Below are 17,828 nucleotides of genomic sequence, written 5' to 3'. Positions count from 1 at the left end.
AGAAGGTCACTTGACGCCTACGTCGCGACCTCATTGCGTCAGCCGGCCAAAAACTGGAACAAGGCTGCGTTGGAAAGCGTCTGCCCGACGCTTTAAGCAGTGTGGGTTGCCCACATGATCCACCCCATCCGGCTGTCAACGAGCTAGAGTGAGTGACTTCGCTCGGTTGCTCAAGGCATGTCGATCAGGAATCCACCAGACCTCTACCCGTCAACTGACCAAGAAGTTTTGCGATATCGTTATTGATAGCTTTCGAAGGGGTCTCGGGAAAGATCTCGTGCAGCGTTGCGGCGATGTCCGTGCCAGATTGCGGCATCTCGAGGAGGCTCCAAATCGCGCCACCAATGACGTTGAGGCTGAAGAAGTTCCGCCCGCCCATCTGCCATAGGAATGTATCCGTGCCGATGCGCCGCGTGATGACATCGCCGGTGCGCGAATATACCGCGCCAAACTCTGCCGGCAAAGCCTCCTCCTCCTCGTCATTGTCCAAGGGCAAGGGTGGTCCGACACGGGCATGCAGATGCGGAGTGCCTTTGGCACCTAAGGTCGATTTGATGAGCGCCACGGCCTCCTCGAGATCGGAATAAACCAGCGTGAGGCAGATCAGCCCCTCGGCGAGGTTCAAGATGCGGTCGTAATGCGCGTCGGGATCGCCGGGATCGGCAATATTCTGGCGGATGAGAAATGCGGCAGCCTGGCTCGTCTCAAGACGGTGAAGGCGTGCGTGTGCGCCCTCCTGCCGGTACAGGACGACCATCGCGGCAAGGGGCGCCTGTGCTCCGAAGGCGGCCTGGTCTGGGCAACTGACATGGCCATAGCGGTGATCGCTGATGGACAGGCGCTGCGCGACGGCGTCGCGGAAGGCGGGCGTCACACCCTCGGGCAAAGGAAGCCGCAGGCGAGGCTGCACACCCAGCGTCGTCGCCGTGCCCTCGGCATCGACGGGCAAAACATCGTCGCAAAATAGCGCGCAGCCCTCCTCCATGCCCAGCCGGGTGACCAGCGTAGACTTGCCAGCTCGGTAAGTGCCGATGAAGGCTACCAGGTTCCCGCCGATCCGCACCGCGCCGCAGTGCAAACCGATAATTCCCGCGGTGGCGTCCACATGGGCCTGCACCAGGTCCGCGACGGCGCCGCAAGTGGCGCCAGCGATTCCGAGGCCGGTCAAAGGACCGTCGCCCCAATACGACTGGCACCGATAATGGCCATCGGCCTCCTTGCAGATCAACGAGGCCGTTTCGCCCCAGGCAGATCGCCCGTACCGGATGCTGTATCAACCCTGGTGTCCCATGCGGGCAGGACCGATGCGAGGCTCTCCGCCACGGCGTCGCTGTCCACGAGTGCAAAGCTGTGCGCCGCCTCGGACGACCGGATACGCGACATGCATTTTGCCGGGGCGCCTTCATGCGGCGCCCCAGCGACTGCTCGGGTATGAAACTCTCCGGCCATTCCGGCTCTAGAAACCCAGATCGTTGAGCGCGCCGCGCACCGCCTGGCCAAAACCGAGACCCGAGCGTGCGCCCCGGCCCGAAGGCCCCGATCCACCACGGCGACCGCCCGATGGGCCCGATCCGCCACGCCGTCCGCCGGAAGGCCCCGATCCGTCACGGCCACATCCGCCGCCCGAGCCGCCAGAGCCACCTGCACCGCCTTCCCCCGAGCTGCCGGAGGCATGCGCCGCGCTGAGATGGAGCATCGCCGGCGCTACATAGGCCACCCCGGACGCAAGCCCGAGCCGCGCCAACATGCGGCGGCGGGAGATATTTGTTGTCTGATCTTCAGCCATGATTTTCTTCTTTGCTGTGCTTGAGGCCGCAAAAGGCAGCCATGTAAGGAAAACGGTGGGCCGGGGGGTTTATTCCCCGGCGGCTGAAAAAGTCTTTTCGTCTTCGGCAAAACACTGTCCGGGCGCAGGGACCAGCCCGTGCCCGAATACGGGATCGTGCCCCGCTTCGCCCAGATCCTTGGCGCAGCGCGTCATCTGGTCGATGGTCTGCTGGAGCGCCACGTCGGGCGCGCGCAGGCGCTGCACCGCAAGCGAGGCAGTGACGAAAGGCGCCGCATGGGAAGTGCCCGATTGCAGACGCCCGCCCGAGATGGAGGCGGCAGCCCAAACCCGAACACCCGGCGCGGCGAAATTGATGTAGGGGCCTTGGTTGGCCTGCCGGTAGGCGCGCTCCCTTCGGTCCACCGCAGTCGCAGCAAGCACCCGCTCGAAGGCCGCGGGATAGGCTGGTTCGGCCCCCGGACCTTCGTTTCCGGCAGCCGCGACCACGGCCACGCCCCGCGCGCCCGGCCTCCGCTAAAAGCGCCTCGAGCACGGCATTGCGCGGACCGGAAAAGCTCATGTTGATGACGCTGACCTCTGTCTCGAGAAGGACATCCATCGCCGAGGTCAGCGAAAAGACATCGGCCTGCTCGCCGAAATAGCCCTGATGGAACGCCTCGACCGCGATCAGCTCGTCATTGGGCAGAAGGCCCGGCGCACGCTGGTCCAGCCTGCCGATCAAAATCGCGGCGATGGCAGTGCCATGCTTGCGGCCCGCCGCCTCACGCGCGCCCAGGTCGGCTTGGTTGACGGTGAGGCGCTGCCCGGCCAGCGCCGCGTGCTCTTGGTTGATGCCGGTGTCGATCATGCCGATGCGCGGCGGAAAGATGCTGGACCAACCGGACCAGCCGATCATCTCATGCGCATCGCGGCCCTCCTTGTTGCAGAGGAATTCGTCAGGGGCATAGAGGTGATTTTCGTCCGTCAGGGCGCCGGGCAGCAGGCTCGCCAGCTCCGCCCGGCTGTCTTCGACGGATTGCCCAGCCGGCATCCCAAGCCTGTAGATCGTACCGCCAAATGCGGCGCTCGGCGCCTCGCTGCGCACGGTAAAACCCGCCTCGATTGCGGGGCCAATGACCCCGCCCGGCCCGAGGACAAGGACGATTTCAGGCAGTGGTGGTGGCGAAACGGTCTGCGCAGCCCGACGGCGCGGCTCGACAGCTGGCTTTTACGGATCATGCGCAACGCTTGGATTGACCAGCACCCGGCGGCGCCGCCCATGGTTGCCATCGGCGAGGCCGAGGCCGCTGGCGGATTGATGGGCGAAGACGGACGCCGGACCACCGAGGCACGGCTCGATCTCGGGCGTGTCAGGATGGCAATGGACCGCCTGCCGCAGGAGCAGCGCGAGGTGCTGATGCTGGTCTGCGGCGAGGGCCTGAAATATCGCGAGACCGCTGCGGCACTGGATATTCCCTTGGGCAAGGTGATGAGCCGCCTGGCGCGCGCGGACAGCCTTGGTCGACGGCCAGAACGAGGTATCCAGCGGCGCGCGCAAAAAAGGGAGACGCGCAATGACAGAGCATGAAGACGGGGGCGTGGAGGATGAGATGCTGATGGCGCTTGCCGATGGCGAATTGGAGGGCACAGAGACTGAGGCCCTGATGCGCAGGATCGACCTGGATCCGCAGCTTGCCGCGCGATATGCCGCCTTTGTGCAAACACCGGAAGCGCTGCGCGCGGCCTTTGTCCAAGGCGATGTGCCCGCGCATCTGATCAACACGGTCTGATCAGCGCCTTCAGAGATGGTGAAACCGCATCGTCCGCCTGAGCAGGTGCCTCTGCGGGATGTCCTGACCTCTGCGCGCGGATTTCTGGTCCGGTTCGCCCAACCGGTCGCCGTGGCCGCAACGCTCGCCGTTGGCGTCGGGCTGGGCTGGGCGATACGCGGTAACGAGGGCCGCGCCTTCGCGGTCGGACCTGCCCGCGCTGGCGCAGGTTGTGTCGGTCCTTCCGACCGGAGAAACGCGGGAAATCGCGGGCGTTGGACAGGCGCGCGTTCTGGGCAGCTTTCAGACGGCGCGTGGACTTTGCCGGTTGATCCTCACCGAACCCACGCTAGTAAGAGGCGTGCGCTTCGTGGTTTGCAGAGAAGACACGGACTGGCAAGTCGTGATCAATGTTGCACAGACAGATCAGACGGTTTCGCCTCCGCTGCGGCGACGGAGGCGATCGATATGTTCCTTGATGCAATTGGCGCCGGGCCTGCACTCAGCGCCGAGGCCGGAGCGGCGCAAGTGGAGTGACCAGGGCGGAAAATTCTGAGGTGCATTCCGACCCAAAGCGAGACTGACTGGATAGTTGACTGCTTGATTGGCACCGACGGTCCATTCGGGTCATTCTTGACACTTGCAGCGGAGGTCCGCTTTCCACCCCTGCGTCGGTGCCCTCCACGCCGGTCTCGGTCCAAACTTGCCGTTAACACTCTGTTACAATGAATGCTGCGACGCGGCTCATCATCGCCGCCATTCGAGCAACGCGCGGCATTTTGGAGATTCAAACGTCGGTCAGCACGGTCAACATTGCAGATTGTAATCCCCCTCAGCCCTAAGACGCGAACCTGACGGATCCGGGCGAGTGTCGCCAAGCCCGCTCAGCCGCGCCCGACATAGGGCATCTTGGTTGCCATCACCGTCACGAACAGCGCGTTCGACGAGGGCGGCAATGCGGCCATATAGGACAGCGTTCTCGCCACGTCCTGCACATCCATGCGCGGCTCGGGTCTGCGCGAGCCATCCGGCTGCAACACCCCGTCGGCCATATGTTCGGTCATCTCGCTTGCGGCGTTGCCGATGTCGATCTGACCGCAAGCGATGTCATACATGCGACCATCCAACGCCAACGATTTCGTCAAACCAGTTATCGCATGTTTTGTCGCCGTATAGGGAGCGGAGAGCGGACGTGGCACATGCGCGGAAATCGAGCCGTTGTTCACGATCCGCCCGCCGCGCGGGTCTTGCCGCTTCATCATCGCGAAACTCGCGCGGGCGCACAGAAACGAGCCGGTCAGATTGGTGGCGATGATTTCATTCCACGTCTCCACCGGCAGCTCGTCAATGTCCACCGCAGGAGTGTTGCGGCCCGCATTGTTGAAGAGCAGATCGAGCCGCCCGAACGCCTCTTCGATGCCGGCGAACAGACTGGTCACATCGTCCTCGCGCCCCACGTCGGCGGCAATCGCCAGATGCTCCTGCCCCTCCATCGTCTCGAGTGCGTCGTCAAGCGCGTCTTGCCGTCGCCCGCTCAGCACCACGGTAAAACCATCCGCTGCAAGAGCCTGCGCGCAGGCAAGTCCGACGCCGCTGCCCCCACCTGTGATCAGTGCAATTCTTGCGTTCATTTCCACCCCTCCTTTGCATTGTCGCCCCATATCGCCACTAATATACCAGTGCAGCGGGGGGCGCATACGCTACGTCCGCACATAGTGCAAAAGGAGTGCTCCAATGATCGACCTTTACACCTGGACCACGCCCAATGGCCGCAAGGTGTCCATTCTGCTGGAAGAGCTGGGCGTGGACTATACCGTTCATGCGATCGACATCGGCAAGGATGAACAGAAAACGCCGGAATTCCTGGCGATCAGCCCCAACAACAAGATCCCCGCCATCGTCGATCAGGAGACCGGGCTGACATTGATGGAATCCGGCGCGATCATGTGGTATCTGGCGGAAAAATACGGCACGTTTCTGCCCCCAGGCGCGCAGGCGCGCGCACAGGTCATGGAGTGGCTGATGTGGCAGATGGGCGGGCTCGGCCCGATGGCGGGACAGGCGCATCATTTCCTGCATTTCAACCCCGGCAAGGCTGTCTATGCCGAGGATCGCTTCCGCACCGAGACCAAGCGCCTCTATGGCGTGCTCGACGCCCGGCTGACGGGCCGCGACTTCGTCTGCGACGACTATACCATCGCCGATATGGCCATCTGGCCATGGGTGTCACGATACGAATGGCAGGAAATCGACCTGAAACAGTTTCCGGCCGTGCGGGAGTGGTATCAACGCCTTCTGGCACGCGAGGCTGTGCAGGATGGCTACCACGTGCCCAAGATCATGAGCGACATCCCGGCCGGCTGACCGGCACGCGAACGACCCGGATTCGTATTGCGTGAAATCTGCCAATCCGGCGCGAGCCGGATTGGCAGTGAATGCGCAGGTTAGTCGCCGATACGCTCGACGACTGACATCGCATAGGCGCCAATAAGCGCATTGTAGAAATCGCCCTGCGACGGAGAGATCACGATCCAGCCCTCCGGCGCTGATTTATCGCCAGTCACTGCCGTCATTTGCAGGGGATAGCTGCCGATCACCGCGTCTGGGGTCTCTGCTGCTTCTGAGGACGTCGACGTGGTTTCGTTGATTCCCGCCCGAGTGGTGACCGTGCCTTCAATTTGATTGAATTCACCAGAGTCAGGCAGCACCGTATCTCCATCAATCGCGACCTTGTTGATCTCGACCGAGATGCGCGGTGCGTCTGCGCCATCATCCAAGTTGACCTGCTCAGCGATTGCCCGCTCAAGGTCGTCCTCAAGGGTGGGCCAGTAATTGAGAGCATTTGAATCGTCAAAAGCACTGAGGTCGACGATTACCTCGACGCCAGACAAGGTTTTCTCCATTGCAGCCAGCGGGCCAGCGCCGAGCGCCAGTCCGGTGCAAATTGCCGTGGTCCAGAGTAGTTTCATTTTGAGTTCCCTCATATAAAGCCATCGCTAGGAAGCGGTGCGATACTTGATGCGCCACAGATTTTTCTAAACGGTGATGCGAAGCGTGAACCCCTCTCGCGATGCCTTGGTTCCCGCCTGGTAGCGTTCTCCAAATAGAATGGATAAGATCGGGCGTAGTTAGCGTTGGTCGGCAGGCCGCGCTCGAAAGCGTTGAAAGAGATCGCAAGCGCTGTGGCAGAGAGGCAATCTTGAGAGCCGGGGCCGCTTCCGGTCTCTGTCTTGCGCGGCGTCGTCGGAAGGGCCAGAGCCACCTGGCCCTCTAGCGGCGCGCTCGCAGACGAACCCAAGCGCATGGTCACGACAGCACCGCTAGATTGCACCGTTGAGCCACCCCACCATACATGCCATGACATTCTCAATCACGTTCGATCCACGGGAGCCAGCTGCGCAATGATCGATCTTGTCGGGCAAAATGCCTCATATCTGGCGCTCGGGATACTGCTGCTTCTCTTTGTTGCGTTCACGCTGGAAAAATTCCCGCCCGAGGTCACTGCCGCTGGCGCGGCGGCGCTTTACATCTTGTTGGGGTTGGTGCCCTACGATCAGGTCATGGGGGTGTTCTCGAACCCGGCACCCATCACGATCGGAGCCATGTTTATCGTCTCCGGCGCATTGGTGCGGACCGGAGTTCTGGATGCGCTGGCGAATATGGTGGTCACCCATGCACATGACCGACCCAAGCTCGCGGTCGCGGTTTTCCTGGTCGCGGCGGTCGCCGCGTCGGCCTTCATGAACAATACGCCGGTCGTGCTGGTGCTGATCCCGGTCGTGATCCGGCTGGCGAGCAGCTTGAAGCTGGCGCCAACGCGCCTGCTCATCCCGCTCTCCTACATGGCGATCCTCGGAGGCACCTGCACGCTGATCGGAACCTCGACGAACCTGATCGTCGACGGCATCGCACAGGAAAACGGGATGCAGCCATTCTCGATCTTCGAGATCGCGCCTGTCGGACTGGCCGCGACGCTGGTAGGCAGCGCGACCCTCCTCGTCCTCGGGCGGTGGCTCCTGCCCCATCGCAAGGCGGATGGCGACACGGGCGATAGCCGAGAAACCCGGTTCCTGTCTGAAGTCACGGTATTGGACACATATCCCCACATAGACTCCCCGCTGGGCGAGGTCGCCGATTTCGGCCGCGATGGCGTGAAGGTTTTGGGCGTGAAGCGCGCTGGCAAGATCAATCGGAACGATCTGGCTGCCTGCGTTCTGCGAAAGGGGGATTCAGTAATCGTCGTGACCACCACATCCGAGTTGCTGACCTTTGTGCAGGATACAGGACTTCGGGTCGGAATGCGGCGCACATCAGAGCCAGATCCCGATGCCGAGCTCCTGACGGCGGAGGCCATCGTAACGCCCAAACGCCACACTGTCGGGCGCAGCATTGCCGACCTGGCGTTGGGGCGCAACGCGGGCGTTCGGGTATTGGGCGCATTCCGGCATGGCCATGTCGCCGGCGCGGATCTGTCGAGCGTTCGCCTGCGTGCTGCCGACAAGCTTTTGCTGGAAGGGCCGGCCGACGGTTTCCGCTCGCTGAGCGAGGCCGGTGACGTTGCATCGGTTACCCAGCCATCCGGGCGCGCCTTTCGGCGCAGGCAGGCCCCCATAGCAATCATCGCTTTGCTGGGGATCGTGATCCTCGCGGCGCTGAATGTCATGCCGATCGGCATCCTGGCATTGATCGCCGTGGCAGCGATCCTGCTGCTCCGCTGCATAGCGAGTGACGAAGCCTGGCAATCCGTCGATGGGTCGATCCTCGTATTGATCTTTGCGATGCTGATCATCGGCGCGGGCTTGGAACATACTGGCGCCGTCGAATTGATCGTTGACATCGTCACGCCGCTTCTCAGCGGCCTGCCCCCGTTTCTAACCTTGATTGCAGTTTACTTCATGGCCTCCGTTCTGACAGAAATCGTCACCAACAATGCCGTTGCGGTCGTTTTCACCCCTATCGTCATAGCGTTGGCGTCAGAACTCGGCGTCGATCCGCGCCCGCTTGCCGTGGCCGTCATGATTGCCGCCAGCGCCAGCTTTGCGACCCCCATCGGCTACCAGACCAACACGCTGGTTTATGGTGCCGGAAACTATCGGTTCACCGATTTCCTGAAAATTGGCGTTCCGATGAACCTCATCGTGGGGCTGACCGCGTGCTGCGCGATCAGCATCTTCTTTCCCCTTTGACTTGCGGATTGAACCTGCGCGTCGGCCGCTTGGCCGGGCCACTCTACACATTGCACCCGGTACCCGCGTCGCCTATGGGCTTGGATCATGTCCGACGCCCTCCACACTGAAAAACGCGCCCTCCCGCACTGGGAATTGATTATCCTGATCGCCAGCCTCATGGCGCTCAATGCTGCGGCGATCGACATCTTCATCCCCGCACTTCAGGATATCGGCGCGGCCTTGGGCGTGGACAGCGAAAATCAGCGCCAGTTTGTCATCTCCAGCTATCTCGCCGGGTTTGGCGCGGCGCAACTGATCTACGGGCCGCTGTCCGACCGCTTCGGACGCCGCCCCATTCTTTTCTTCGGGCTGGGCCTCTATTTCCTTGCAGCCTTTGCCGCAGCCTTTGCGCCGACCTTCGGCATCCTTCTCGCACTCAGGGCCACGCAGGGGATCGGCGCTGCGGCGACGCGGGTCATTGCCATCACGGTCGTGCGTGACAGTTTCGGTGGTCGCCGCATGGCCAGTGTCATGTCACTGGTGATGATGATTTTCATGGCAATCCCGGTGATTGCGCCCAATATTGGGCAGATCATCATGCTGTTCGGATCGTGGCAGGAAATATCCATTGTCGTCGCCGCGTTCAGCTTTGCCGTGCTGGTCTGGTCGGCCTTGCGCCTGCCCGAGACGCTTCATCCGGAAGATCGGCGCGCCCTCACATTGAGGCACACCGCCCAGGCATTCAGGCTGGTCCTTACGAACCGGACTGCCTTCGGCTACACAATGGCTTCCGCAACGATTTTCGGAGTTCTCTTCGGCTTCATCAACCAAGCCGAGCAGATCTACACTGAAATTTACGATATAGGTCCGGTGTTTACCCTTTATTTTTCGGGAGTCGCGATCTTCATGGCTGCTGCGAGTTTTCTCAACTCGCGATTGGTCGAAAGGTTCGGCATGCGGCGGCTTTCGCACGCCGCATTGATAGGCTTCTGCCTTCTAAACGGGTTCCACCTGCTGCTCGGCTCGGCGATGGGCGGCGCGACCCCGTTCTGGCTATTCTATATACTGGTGATCCCGACTTTCGGGCTCTTCGGCTTCATCGGCACTAATTTCAACGCGCTTGCTATGGATCCGCTCGGTCATGTTGCCGGAACGGCCTCTTCCGTCCTTGGTTTCGGTCAGACTCTGGGCGGTGGTCTCCTCGGCGCAATAATCGGTTATGCCTACAATGGTACCATCATTCCGCTGTTCGCAGGGTTTCTCGTATTGTCGCTCTGCTCGTTGGGGATGGTGCTCATCGCAGAGCGCGGCAAGCTGCTTGATCCGCGTTATTCGAATGACTGACAGCGGCAGGCGGTGACGCTCAGCATTTGTTGGCAAGACGCCTCACCAGCATTTCTGAAAATCGAAAACGTCCGCAACAAGGCCGTCGGGTGGAATGGTTCTGCTGAAGTGGTCCGCTTTTTGAGATAGAATCATCCCGTTTTTAGACGGACGGCGAGATGGCTAGCAAACAAGAGAAGCCTGAGGATATCGTGCTGAACACACGAGTGGGTTCTAACACCTGGAAAACAGGCAACCCCAGACCCCAGCCTCATTGATTTTCACAGCCAGAAGATGACGGTCGCGGCGAGAGCTACGGCGGACAGAAATACCTTCGGACATCCGTCGTAGCGAGGTGCCATGCGGCGCCAATCCTTGAGCGTGCCGAACATGATCTCGATGCGGTTGCGTCGTTTGTCGCGACGCTTGCATATTTCACGCCAGTCTTGCGCGCCTTCCTACCTGGGATGCAGGGCTTGATCCCCTTGCTATTCAGGGCCTGGCCAAGCCAGTCTGCATCATATCCGCGATCTCCGAGGAGTCACTAGGCAACTCAGCAGCGCCGGTATAATCGCTGACCTGACTGGCTGACATGAAGAACCGGATGGGCCGCCCATTGGTATCGGCGATGGCGTGCAGTTTGGTGTTCATATCGCCCTTGGTGCGCGCGCCCCTCTCGGGCATTGCTGCGCAATACCCTGCCGGGCAGTGGATCAGGCGTCCACGCCCCCCTTTTTTACCCCGCAGGCTCGATGCCGTGCGGTGTGCCTTGAGGTGGGTCGCGTCACTCATGATAGTCGTCTGCTCCGGGGCCTGCGCCGCCAATCCCTCGAAGATCCTGGGAAACACGCCCATCTCGCTCCAACGTTTCCAACAGTCGCAAAGCGTCTTCGCCGGACCATACGCCTTGGGCGCATCGCACCAGCGTAACCCATTACGGATAATGAAAAACGGTTCCGCTCAGACCCCGGCGATCATCAACCCGCGGCTTCCCGCGGATCTTCGGAACGTAAGGCCACTGCCGCGTCATTTGCTCGTCGGTCAGCCAGAAAAGAGTGCTCATCATGCCCCCATCAGTTCGGGAGCTTGAACCGTGCAGCCATCATGACCTCAAGGCAATTAATGGGTCCTGAGCCTAAAAGACCTAATACCGGAGCAGAGCAGGTTCGCATCTTTAACTCATGACTTGGCTTTTGCTCGGCAACTCCAAGGAAAAAGGAGCCGGGGCATCGCCTACCCCGGCTCCTTTTCTTTTCTATCGTAGCAGTCGCCGGGACAACCTTTGCTCCCGCTCGGGACGATCTTTGCCCGATTTGGGAGCTACTTTGCCCCAACCGACACACGCAGCCGCGCCCTCAGCTACACCCGGAGGTCGCGCCGCAGGTGTTGCACTTCATGCAGGTGCCGTTGCGCACCAGAGTGTAGTTGCCGCAATCGCCGCAGGCTTCGCCCTCGTAGCCTTGCATCTTGGCCTTAACGCGGGCGTCCATCGACACGGAGGTCGCGGTGATCGTTGCCGAGGAAGCCGTCATCGTGGCGCCGGCCGTTTCGGGGACCAGCGTTTGCAGGCTGCTAACCGGGTCACCGCCAGAGGAGAACGCCTGACCGCCGTTCAGGACATAGAGCTCCTGTGGCAGACGCTTGCGCAGGTAGCCGGTCGAGCTGATCTGCTTGAGCACCTCGAGGGATTTGCTGGCCGCGGCCTCGCTCATCTCGCTGATGTTGCGCACGCCTTCCTCTTCGCCGCGGCCCAGATCGTCAAAGCTGTGACCCGAGGGTTTCACATGCGCGAGGTCGGTGCGGTCGAGGTAGCTTACCGCCAGCTCGCGGAAGATGTAGTCGAGGATAGAGGTTGCGTTCTTGATGCTGTCATTGCCCTGCACCATGCCCGAGGGCTCGAATTTGGTGAAGGTGAAGGCATCGACGAACTCTTCCAGCGGCACGCCATATTGCAGGCCAACCGACACGGCGATGGCAAAGTTGTTCATCATCGCGCGGAAACCGGCGCCTTCCTTGTGCATGTCGATGAAGATCTCGCCCAGCTGGCCGTCGGCATATTCGCCGGTGCGCAAGTAAACCTTGTGACCGCCGATCACCGCCTTCTGGGTATAGCCCTTGCGGCGCTCGGGCATCTTCTCGCGGTGCGACTTGTTCACTTCCTTGATGACGATTTTTTCCACGATCTTCTCGGCCAAGGTCGCGGCCTTCTCGTGGTTCGAGCCCGTTTCTAGGATCTCGGCCGCGTCGTCGTCATCCTCGACCAGCGCGGAGGCCAGCGGCTGGCTGAGCTTGGAGCCGTCGCGGTAGAGCGCGTTGGCCTTGACCCCGAGGGACCACGAAAGCTCATAGGCCTTCTGGCAGTCCTCGATCGTGGCATCGTTGGCCATGTTGATCGTCTTGGAGATCGCGCCCGAGATGAAGCTTTGCGCCGCGGCCATCATGGTGATGTGGCTGTTGACGCTGAGATAGCGCTTGCCCTTCTTGCCGCAGGGGTTGGCGCAGTCAAAGACGTGGTAATGCTCTTCCTTGAGATGCGGAGCGCCCTCGAGGGTCATCGTGCCGCAGACATGATCGTTCGCTGCCTCGATGTCCTTTTTGCTATAGCCCAGATGCGCCAGCAGATCGAAGGCGGGATCATTCAGCTTGGCCTCGGGGATGCCCAGGACATTGGTGCAGAACTCGGCGCCCAGCGTCCACTGGTTGAAGACGAAGCGGATGTCGAAGGCCGACCCCAGCGCCGCGTCCACCTTTGCCAGCTCGTTCGGGCCAAAACCGTGGCCTACCAGCGAGGTGTGGTTGATGCCGGGCGCGTTGCCGATAGTGCCGTGACCCACGGCATAGCCGATGATTTCCTCGATCTGGGCCGAGCCATAGCCCAGCATCTCGAGCGCGGCAGGCACCGAGTGGTTGATGATCTTGAAATAGCCGCCACCGGCCAGCTTCTTGAACTTCACCAGCGCGAAGTCAGGCTCGATCCCGGTCGTGTCGCAATCCATGACGAGGCCGATCGTGCCGGTGGGCGCGATGACGGTGGATTGCGCGTTGCGGTAGCCGTGCTTTTCGCCAAGGCTCAGCGCCTCGTCCCAGGTCGACATCGCCAGCTCGACAAGGCGGCTGTCGGGGCAGCCGGTCACGTCCAGTGGGACGGGCTTGACCGCCAACGCCTCATAGCCATCGGCATTGCCATAGGCCGCGTTGCGGTGGTTGCGGATCACGCGCAGCATATGCTCGGCATTGCGCTCGTAGCCGGCAAAGGCGCCCAGCTCGCCCGCCATCTCGGCGGAGGTGGCATAGGCGACGCCCGTCATGATCGCGCTCAGCGCACCGCCAAGCGCGCGCCCCTCGTCCGAATCGTAGCCGAGGCCCATATTCATCAAGAGGCCACCGATATTGGCATAGCCAAGGCCCAGCGTGCGGAAGTCATAGCTGCGCTGCGCGATCTCCTTGGACGGAAACTGCGCCATCATAACGCTGATTTCCAGCGTCACGGTCCAGAGGCGCGAGGCATGCATGTAGGCTTCGGCGTCGAACCGGCCGTCCTCGTAGAATTTCAGCAGGTTCATGGACGCGAGGTTGCAGGCCGTGTCGTCGAGGAACATGTATTCCGAGCAAGGGTTCGATCCGCGGATCTCGCCATCTTCGGGGCATGTGTGCCACGCATTGACCGTGTCGTGATACTGGATGCCCGGATCGGCGCAGGCCCATGCGGCGTGGCCCACGTCTTCCCAGAGGTCGCGTGCCTTGATGGTCTTGGCGACCGAGCCGTCGGTGCGGTTCAGAAGCGCCCAGTCGGCATCGTCCTTGACCGCCTTCAGGAAGGCATCGGTGACGCGGATCGAGTTGTTGGAATTCTGGCCCGAGACTGAAGCATAGGCTTCGCTATCCCAATCGGTGTCGTAGGTCGGGAATTCGATGCTCTCATAGCCCTGCTTGGCATAGTCCAGCACGCGTTTGACGTATGTTTCGGGGATCGAGCATTTCTTGGCGCCGCGGATGGCGTCCTTGAGGCCCGCGTTCTTCTTGGGGTCGACCGAATCCTCCAGGCTGCCATCCCAGGCGCGGATCGCGGCGAAGATGTCGTTCAGCTTGGCCTCGTGCATCTTGGAGCCGGCGACGATGCTGGCGACCTTCTGCTCTTCCTTGACCTTCCAGTTGATGAATTCCTCGATATCGGGGTGGTCGGCATCGCAGATCACCATCTTGGCCGCGCGGCGCGTGGTGCCGCCCGACTTGATCGCGCCTGCCGCGCGGTCACCGATTTTCAGGAAGCCCATCAGGCCCGAGGATTTGCCACCACCCGAAAGCGGCTCGTTTGCGGCGCGCAGGGAAGAGAAGTTGGTGCCTGTGCCCGAGCCATATTTGAAAAGGCGCGCTTCGCGTACCCAGAGGTCCATGATGCCGCCATCGCCGACGAGATCGTCGGCGACCGACTGAATGAAGCAGGCATGCGGCTGCGGATGCTCGTAGGCCGAGGTGGACTTGGTCAGCTTGCCGGTCTTGTAGTCGACATAGTAATGCCCCTGCCCCGGACCGTCGATGCCGTAGGCCCAATGAAGACCAGTGTTGAACCATTGGGGGCTGTTGGGTGCGCCCATCTGGCCCGCCAGCATCACGCGCATCTCGTCGAAATAGGCCTGTGCATCGGCCTCGGTGGTGAAATAGCCACCTTTCCAGCCCCAATAGGTCCAGGCGCCGGCGAGACGGTCAAAGACCTGCTTGGCCGAGGTCTCGCCCGTGGTCTCGACATTGTCCCCATCGGGGACCGAGCGCCACAGGAACTCGGGCACACCCTTTTCCTTGACGCGCTTGAGACGGACGGGAACGCCGGCCTTTCGGAAATACTTCTGCGCGATCACGTCGCTGGCGACCTGGCTCCAGCCCGCGGGAACTTCGACATTGTCCAGCTTGAAGACGGAGGTGCCATTGGGATTGCGGATCTCGGACGAGGTCGTGACGAACTCGAGCTCCGAATATGCATCCTGACCGGCCTTCGTGAACTTTCTGTCGATTTTCATGTCGCTGCCTCTCGCCCCGCTTGGGTACTTCTTCGTGTTGATGGACTGCCGCAGCGCGCCGTTCCGCGCCGGACTCTGATCATCGGGCGCACCCCTCCACACTGCGACCGCACGCCCTTCGGCGCACGCCTGCTAGCCTGAAATCCGGCTGGTATCGAGAATGTCCCTCGCCGCCCTGGATGCACTACATATTGTGTGCGCCTCAGCGACCTGCACAACCTGACGCATTGGCACATACTCCGTCAATCGCAAATTTGCGGAAAAACCACCTCTTTGCCGTTGACCTTTTGCGCGGGTTCCGACCGTGACTCGGGCCAGCCGATTCATGCACAGCATATCCACAGGGTTGCGCGCCGCTGACGCAAGGGAAGCTCGGCTTTCAAAACCGCTGGTTTTCGGATGGTTTAGCGCCCGACGCTCACAATGCGCTTCAACCTTATCCCGCGCTGTTGGCGTAAAGGCGGTGCAGGATTTGGCGCGCGCCGCGGGCGGAAAAAACTTTTCCGCCTTGGGGCAAGCCGGTGCATCCGCGCCACAGGCAAGGGCTCAATCCCGCGCAAAGAAAGCGCCAGGCGGGCACGGATCCGCCGCATTTGCACGGTTTCATATGTTGAGAGAAAGAATGGTCGGGGAGGCAGGATTCGAACCTACGACCCCCTGTACCCAAAACAGGTGCGCTACCAGACTGCGCCACACCCCGAACCATGGGTCATGGCTTACGCAGAATCGGATCGGAAGAAAAGCCCAAATTCAGGCGCTGCACCGCAAGGTTTCAGCATTTCCAGGCGGCGCGCTCGTCTGCGAAGGACGGATGGCGCAGTTGCGTGCCCGGTGCGATTCCCAGACGCTCGGCCAGCCCGCCATTGATCTCGAGCACGGCCTTGATATCGGAGCCGCCCATGATCGGCGTCAGATCACCCGGCACCGCGTTGGAATGCACCCGCGCCACCGTGCCGGTCGCATCGAGAAAGATCATGTCCAGCGGGATCAGGGTATTTTTCATCCAGAAGCCGACGGTGCGGCTTTCAGGATAGACAAAAAGCATGCCCGCCGATTGCGGCAGGCTTTCGCGGTGCATCAGGCCCTGGGCGCGTTCGGCCTCGTCATCGGCCAGCTCGATCGCGAACCGCGCCTGCCCCCAATCGCCGCGAAGCTGAACCACGCCCGGGCTGCACTCTTCGGCCAAGGCCGTGGTGCCGACCAAGGCCAGCACGCAGGCAAACGCGAATTGCTTCATTTGATGGCGCTCTCCCAGCCGCTGACCTCAGCGGCCATGCGGCCCCTCTTGCCGTGGATCACACGGATGGCCAGCGCCTCGCCCGGCTGCAGATCCGCAAGGCCCGAGCGCCGCAGAACTTCCATATGGACGAACACATCGCCGTCCTCGCCAAACGTGTTGGCAAAGCCGAAACCCTTCGCCTTGTCGAACCATTTGACCCGCGCGGGCAAAAGCGGCGCATCGCGCAGCGTCTCGGTATCTATGTCATCGAAATCCGCGAGGCCCGGAAGGTTCCCGGCATCGGGCGGCACGATCTCATGAACGGCGGTCGCCTGGACGCCGCGCTCGGTGCTTTGCACTTCCATCTCGACGATAGCGGCATCTGCAACCGAGCTTTGACCGAAGTTGCGCAGGACATTCGCATGCAGAAGGATGTCGGCGCCGCCTTGTTCATCCAGCACAAAGCCGAAGCCACGCACCGGATCGAACCACTTCACGCGACCACGCACACGCCATACGTCCGCCTCGTCCGAACCGACGATAGTGGCCATTCTGCCTTGCGTTGCGTCAAACATCCCCACGCACATCAACTCCTTGCCGGTGTAAGGAGACGCACCCATCGGTGTCGCCCTGATACGGTCACACATAGAGTTGCAAGCCGTATGCGTCCATGCCTTTGGACCCAAAGAATCACTTTTTAAGGTACTGTGTTACAAACAACTCTCTTTATGCGTGTAAATTCCGGCAAAATCTTGCCACTTTTCTCCTGGGCGTCGGCAAGATGACGTCGCGGAAGGCGTCCCGCTATGGATTGAGACGGGTCACCTCCCATGCCTCGTCGGGGCCGTCACGGCGCCAGACAAAGCGATCATGAAGGCGATAATCGCCATCTGCCCAGAACTCGATTTCGACCGGAGTGATCTTGAAACCGCCCCAGAATGGCGGCCGCGGAGGGTTCAATCCGTGGCGGGCCGAGACCTTGGCGACCTCGGCCATCAGCGCCCCGCGGCTGGAGAGCGGGCGCGACTGCTGCGAAGCCCAGGCCCCCAGCCGGCTCTTCAGCGAGCGGGAGGCATAGTAGGCATCCGCTTCGGGCCCGTCTTGGCGGGTGACGGGGCCGCGCACCCGGATCTGGCGGCGCAGCGTCTTCCAATGCATGACAAAGCCCGCCTTGCCGCTGGCGGCCAGCTCCTGGCCCTTGGCGCTCTCGTAATTGGTGTAGAAGACGAAGCCGTCATCCGCGATCTCCTTGAGCAGGACCATGCGCATGTTGGGCATGCCATCGGGGTCCACCGTGGCCAGCGCGATGGCGTTGGGATCGTTCGGCTCTGTGCTCTGGGCCTCCTCCAGCCAGCGGCGCGAAATCTGAAAGGGATCGTCCCCTGCGAATTTCCCAGTTCTGTCGGTCATCTCATCCGTCCCCTCATTGTCCCGTCACTTCGAGATATGACGCAAGGCGTGCGCCATTTCCAGCGCCGGCGCGATGCCGCCTGCGGAAGGCAGCCCTTGATGCACCCCTGCCAATCGCCTAAAGGTCAGCAAAAGCATCTAATCGGGTCGGGAAGC

The 17,828-nt window shown here is 61.6% G+C and carries 14 protein-coding genes, 1 tRNA gene and 2 pseudogenes; 5 read left to right on the top strand and 12 right to left on the bottom strand.

What is annotated here, in order from left to right; genetic code table 11:
- Nucleotides 1–184: 184 nt before the first annotated feature.
- From ACEWPL_RS01570 to ACEWPL_RS01555, 4 genes and pseudogenes are all read right to left on the bottom strand, one after another.
- Nucleotides 185–1,168 (bottom strand): PqqD family protein, encoded by a 984-nt coding sequence (locus ACEWPL_RS01570; RefSeq protein WP_393934925.1) that lies wholly within the window; start codon nt 1,166–1,168, stop codon nt 185–187.
- A 288-nt stretch (nt 1,169–1,456) separates the two neighbouring features.
- Nucleotides 1,457–1,786, bottom strand: coding sequence for a hypothetical protein (locus tag ACEWPL_RS01565; RefSeq protein WP_393934926.1), 330 nt, complete (start codon nt 1,784–1,786; stop codon nt 1,457–1,459).
- A gap of 69 nt (nt 1,787–1,855) precedes the next feature.
- Nucleotides 1,856–2,281 (bottom strand): S8 family serine peptidase, encoded by a 426-nt coding sequence (locus ACEWPL_RS01560; RefSeq protein WP_393934927.1) that lies wholly within the window; start codon nt 2,279–2,281, stop codon nt 1,856–1,858.
- A 115-nt stretch (nt 2,282–2,396) separates the two neighbouring features.
- Nucleotides 2,397–2,636, bottom strand: a pseudogene (locus tag ACEWPL_RS01555) (S8 family serine peptidase); the annotation flags it as partial.
- Between ACEWPL_RS01555 and ACEWPL_RS01550 the strand changes: the two are divergent.
- Entirely contained in the window at nt 2,532–3,356 is an 825-nt protein-coding gene (locus ACEWPL_RS01550; protein WP_420744326.1) for a sigma factor-like helix-turn-helix DNA-binding protein, read from the top strand. The pseudogene ACEWPL_RS01555 and the gene ACEWPL_RS01550 overlap by 105 nt on opposite strands.
- Nucleotides 3,343–3,558, top strand: a complete 216-nt coding sequence (locus tag ACEWPL_RS01545) for an anti-sigma factor (protein ID WP_393934928.1) — start codon at nt 3,343–3,345, stop codon at nt 3,556–3,558. Before ACEWPL_RS01550 ends, ACEWPL_RS01545 begins: the two co-directional genes overlap by 14 nt.
- An 863-nt stretch (nt 3,559–4,421) precedes the next feature.
- On the opposite strand, the gene ACEWPL_RS01540 is transcribed toward ACEWPL_RS01545, so the two are convergent.
- Nucleotides 4,422–5,168, bottom strand: a complete 747-nt coding sequence (locus tag ACEWPL_RS01540; RefSeq protein WP_393934929.1) for an SDR family oxidoreductase — start codon at nt 5,166–5,168, stop codon at nt 4,422–4,424.
- A gap of 103 nt (nt 5,169–5,271) precedes the next feature.
- On the opposite strand from ACEWPL_RS01540, the gene ACEWPL_RS01535 reads away from it, so the two are divergent.
- Nucleotides 5,272–5,901 carry a glutathione S-transferase family protein gene (locus ACEWPL_RS01535; RefSeq protein ID WP_393934930.1) on the top strand — a complete coding sequence of 210 codons (630 nt, stop codon included), beginning with the start codon at nt 5,272–5,274 and terminating at the stop codon, nt 5,899–5,901.
- Between the two features lie 80 nt (nt 5,902–5,981).
- Here the strand turns inward: ACEWPL_RS01535 and ACEWPL_RS01530 are convergent, their stop codons facing one another.
- Nucleotides 5,982–6,506, bottom strand: a complete 525-nt coding sequence (locus tag ACEWPL_RS01530; protein WP_393934931.1) for a hypothetical protein — start codon at nt 6,504–6,506, stop codon at nt 5,982–5,984.
- A 432-nt stretch (nt 6,507–6,938) separates the two neighbouring features.
- On the opposite strand from ACEWPL_RS01530, the gene ACEWPL_RS01525 reads away from it, so the two are divergent.
- A complete protein-coding gene (locus tag ACEWPL_RS01525; RefSeq protein WP_393934932.1) occupies nt 6,939–8,723 on the top strand; it encodes a sodium:proton antiporter in 1,785 nt (594 codons plus the stop codon).
- Nucleotides 8,724–8,810: 87 nt separating this feature from the next.
- Nucleotides 8,811–10,049 carry a multidrug effflux MFS transporter gene (locus ACEWPL_RS01520; protein ID WP_393934933.1) on the top strand — a complete coding sequence of 413 codons (1,239 nt, stop codon included), beginning with the start codon at nt 8,811–8,813 and terminating at the stop codon, nt 10,047–10,049.
- A gap of 260 nt (nt 10,050–10,309) precedes the next feature.
- On the opposite strand, the pseudogene ACEWPL_RS01515 reads toward ACEWPL_RS01520, so the two are convergent.
- From ACEWPL_RS01515 to pdxH, 6 genes and pseudogenes are all read right to left on the bottom strand, one after another.
- Nucleotides 10,310–11,091, bottom strand: a pseudogene (locus tag ACEWPL_RS01515) (IS5 family transposase).
- Nucleotides 11,092–11,383: 292 nt separating this feature from the next.
- Nucleotides 11,384–15,043 carry a vitamin B12-dependent ribonucleotide reductase gene (locus ACEWPL_RS01510; protein ID WP_393934934.1) on the bottom strand — a complete coding sequence of 1,220 codons (3,660 nt, stop codon included), beginning with the start codon at nt 15,041–15,043 and terminating at the stop codon, nt 11,384–11,386.
- A gap of 623 nt (nt 15,044–15,666) precedes the next feature.
- Nucleotides 15,667–15,743: transfer RNA gene (locus ACEWPL_RS01505), tRNA-Pro, on the bottom strand.
- 72 nt (nt 15,744–15,815) lie between these two features.
- Complete coding sequence (locus ACEWPL_RS01500) at nt 15,816–16,280, bottom strand: DUF192 domain-containing protein (RefSeq protein ID WP_393934935.1); 465 nt, start codon at nt 16,278–16,280, stop codon at nt 15,816–15,818.
- Nucleotides 16,277–16,813 (bottom strand): cold-shock protein, encoded by a 537-nt coding sequence (locus ACEWPL_RS01495; RefSeq protein WP_393934936.1) that lies wholly within the window; start codon nt 16,811–16,813, stop codon nt 16,277–16,279. The genes ACEWPL_RS01500 and ACEWPL_RS01495 overlap by 4 nt, the downstream gene beginning before the upstream one ends.
- A 253-nt stretch (nt 16,814–17,066) precedes the next feature.
- Entirely contained in the window at nt 17,067–17,672 is a 606-nt protein-coding gene (pdxH, locus tag ACEWPL_RS01490) for a pyridoxamine 5'-phosphate oxidase (protein ID WP_393934937.1), read from the bottom strand.
- Between the last annotated feature and the right edge of the window lie 156 nt (nt 17,673–17,828).

It is taken from the genome of Roseovarius roseus, from assembly GCF_043355935.2.
Lineage (GTDB): Bacteria > Pseudomonadota > Alphaproteobacteria > Rhodobacterales > Rhodobacteraceae > Roseovarius > Roseovarius roseus.
This window is presented reverse-complemented; position numbering and strand designations above follow the sequence as displayed.

What these genes read in the sequence shown, in the direction of transcription:
- ACEWPL_RS01520 (WP_393934933.1), top strand. Translation starts at nt 8,811, where the DNA reads ATGTCCGACGCCCTCCACACTGAAAAACGCGCCCTCCCGCACTGGGAA.
- pdxH (WP_393934937.1), bottom strand. Translation starts at nt 17,672, where the DNA reads ATGACCGACAGAACTGGGAAATTCGCAGGGGACGATCCCTTTCAGATT.
- ACEWPL_RS01550 (WP_420744326.1), top strand. Translation starts at nt 2,532, where the DNA reads ATGCTTGCGGCCCGCCGCCTCACGCGCGCCCAGGTCGGCTTGGTTGAC.
- ACEWPL_RS01525 (WP_393934932.1), top strand. Translation starts at nt 6,939, where the DNA reads ATGATCGATCTTGTCGGGCAAAATGCCTCATATCTGGCGCTCGGGATA.
- ACEWPL_RS01495 (WP_393934936.1), bottom strand. Translation starts at nt 16,813, where the DNA reads ATGGCCACTATCGTCGGTTCGGACGAGGCGGACGTATGGCGTGTGCGT.
- ACEWPL_RS01545 (WP_393934928.1), top strand. Translation starts at nt 3,343, where the DNA reads ATGACAGAGCATGAAGACGGGGGCGTGGAGGATGAGATGCTGATGGCG.
- ACEWPL_RS01565 (WP_393934926.1), bottom strand. Translation starts at nt 1,786, where the DNA reads ATGGCTGAAGATCAGACAACAAATATCTCCCGCCGCCGCATGTTGGCG.
- ACEWPL_RS01540 (WP_393934929.1), bottom strand. Translation starts at nt 5,168, where the DNA reads ATGAACGCAAGAATTGCACTGATCACAGGTGGGGGCAGCGGCGTCGGA.
- ACEWPL_RS01500 (WP_393934935.1), bottom strand. Translation starts at nt 16,280, where the DNA reads ATGAAGCAATTCGCGTTTGCCTGCGTGCTGGCCTTGGTCGGCACCACG.
- ACEWPL_RS01510 (WP_393934934.1), bottom strand. Translation starts at nt 15,043, where the DNA reads ATGAAAATCGACAGAAAGTTCACGAAGGCCGGTCAGGATGCATATTCG.
- ACEWPL_RS01535 (WP_393934930.1), top strand. Translation starts at nt 5,272, where the DNA reads ATGATCGACCTTTACACCTGGACCACGCCCAATGGCCGCAAGGTGTCC.
- ACEWPL_RS01530 (WP_393934931.1), bottom strand. Translation starts at nt 6,506, where the DNA reads ATGAAACTACTCTGGACCACGGCAATTTGCACCGGACTGGCGCTCGGC.